The sequence below is a fragment of the Lyngbya sp. CCY1209 genome (assembly GCF_055795065.1).
The window spans coordinates 1-2,524 of the sequence record NZ_JAYFER010000496.1 but is presented as its reverse complement, the minus strand read 5'-3'; the positions used below and the strand labels follow the sequence as shown (position 1 = coordinate 2,524).

The following is a 2,524-nucleotide window of genomic DNA, read 5'->3' as shown; positions in this document are numbered from 1 at the left end:
CATTGACTATGCCTTTAAGAGTTCAGTTTTGGACGGCTTAAGAATCCCCGCGTCTTTAGACCGGGGAGAAGTCAAATGAATCAATCTCCCCAGATCTGCGATCGGTTTCGGACAAAGTGCGATCGCAGATCCTCTAAATTTTAGGCAACTTGTACTGTAGAACTTCTAGACTTGCAATTCGATCATGACTTCCTCAACCCCAACCTCGGCGAAAACTGAACCGACACCGATCACTGAGCCGGTGACTCCGGTGAATCGGGAGATGATCGTCATTTTAGATTTCGGGTCCCAATATTCGGAACTGATCGCCCGTCGCATCCGCGAAACCGAGGTCTATTCGGAGGTCATTTCCTACCGCACCAGCGCCAAACAACTGGCCGACCTGAACTTGAAAGGGATCATCCTCTCCGGCGGTCCCAACTCCGTCTACGACCCGGGCGCCCCCCACTGCGACCCGGAAATTTGGAACCTGGGCATCCCCATTTTGGGCGTCTGCTACGGGATGCAGTTGATGGTCCGGCAACTCGGCGGCGAGGTGGAACGGGCCAAGCTGGCGGAATACGGGAAGGCCTCCCTCACCATCGATGATCCCACCGATTTATTGACGAATGTGGACGACGGGGCGACGATGTGGATGAGTCACGGGGACTCCTGCACCCGCCTCCCCGACGGCTTCGACGTCCTCGCCCACACCGACAACACCCCCTGCGCCGCGATCGCAGATCACGATCGCAAACTCTACGGCGTCCAGTTTCATCCGGAGGTCGTCCACTCCGTCGGCGGCCAGGCCTTGATCCGGAATTTCGTCTACCACATCTGCAACTGCCAGCCCACCTGGACGACGGAGGCCTTCGTGGAAGAGGCGATCCGGGAGATCCGGGGCAAAGTCGGGGACCGGCGGGTGCTGCTGGCCCTCTCCGGCGGCGTGGACTCTTCCACCCTGGCGTTTTTGCTGCACCGGGCGATCGGCGACCAACTCACCTGTATGTTTATCGACCAGGGCTTCATGCGGAAGTACGAACCCGAAAAGCTCGTCAAGCTATTCCAGGAACAATTCCACATCCCCGTCCAGTACGTCAACGCCCGCGATCGCTTCCTGGCACAACTCGAAGGCATCACGGACCCCGAAGAAAAGCGCAAGCGCATCGGCCGGGAATTTATCCAAGTTTTTGAAGAAGAATCCGCCCGCCTCGGCCCCTTCGACTACCTCGCCCAGGGGACGCTTTACCCCGACGTGATCGAATCGGCCGATACCAACGTCGATCCCAAAACCGGCGAACGGGTGGCCGTCAAAATTAAAAGCCACCATAACGTTGGCGGCCTGCCCAAGGACCTGCGCTTCAAACTCGTCGAACCCCTGCGGAAGCTGTTCAAAGACGAAGTGCGGAAAGTCGGCCGGTCCATCGGCCTCCCCGAGGAGATCGTCCGCCGCCACCCCTTCCCCGGCCCCGGTCTGGCCATCCGCATCCTCGGCGAAGTCACCGCCGAGAAATTGAATATCCTCCGCGACGCTGATTTTGTCGTCCGGGACGAAATCCACAAACAGGGCGTTTACCACGACTTCTGGCAAGCCTTCGCCGTGCTGCTGCCCGTCCGCAGCGTCGGCGTGATGGGGGATCAGCGCACTTACGCCTATCCGGTGGTGCTGCGGTGCGTCTCCAGCGAGGACGGCATGACGGCCGACTGGTCCCGGGTTCCCTACGATTTGCTCGAAACCATTTCCAACCGCATCGTCAACGAGGTGCGCGGCGTCAACCGGGTGGTTTACGACATCACCTCCAAGCCGCCCGGAACTATCGAGTGGGAATGACGGTCGGGAAATTGGGCGATCGTTTCTGATGCCATAATTCGATTAAGATTTGGGGGCGATCGGATTAAGGGAAGGTTAGAGATTGTGGAAAACCCGCAGATTTTTGTGGATAACTCCCGGTTTCTTGTGGAAAACCCGCCGTTCAGACGGATGACAACTCGGATAAATTAGGGGGTCGGGTGGGGGGAATTTTCGAGCGTCCCGGCGCCAGGTTTGCGCCCTCCCCCATCTGCGTCTCCCCCGTCTCCAAGCTTTTTCAAATAATGGATTACAAAACAGCCCGCAATTTTTTGATCGAACAGGGAATGGCCTTGGAAGTCCGAGACAACCCGGACGCCTTCCTGAGTCGCCTCCAACAGGGCCAGCCCCCCGTTCCCGGTCAGGTGACGTCGATTCTGTTGGCCCTGAAAATGGTATTTGAGGGATCGAAGGAGACGGAAACCTTCGATCGCTCTCTGGTTTTGGCACTGTATCAACTGGCGATGGAGAGTCACCGGCAATTCGCGGCGGGCTCCAAGCGGGGCGTCGAATGGCCGCCGCTTTTGGAGGCAGATCTCGACCGCATTTCTCAGGCGGTGAAGGGTATTTTTTCGGGTCAGTGGAAGTGATTTTTTTGTGGGATAGGTTGACTCAGTCCACAGATTTCGCAGATTTTCGCAGATTTTATATTTCGGTTGGTTTGTGATGATTGACTGATGATTTTGGTGTCGCTAC

The 2,524-nt window shown here is 57.3% G+C and carries 2 protein-coding genes; both read left to right on the top strand.

Annotation, left to right across the window (positions count from 1 at the left end):
• Positions 1–184: 184 nt before the first annotated feature.
• A complete protein-coding gene (gene guaA, locus AC0QHF_RS15615; protein ID WP_324705153.1) occupies positions 185–1,810 on the top strand; it encodes a glutamine-hydrolyzing GMP synthase in 1,626 nt (541 codons plus the stop codon).
• Between the two features lie 263 nt (positions 1,811–2,073).
• Entirely contained in the window at positions 2,074–2,418 is a 345-nt protein-coding gene (locus AC0QHF_RS15610; RefSeq protein WP_324705152.1) for a Dethiobiotin synthetase, read from the top strand.
• The last annotated feature ends 106 nt before the right edge of the window (positions 2,419–2,524 follow it).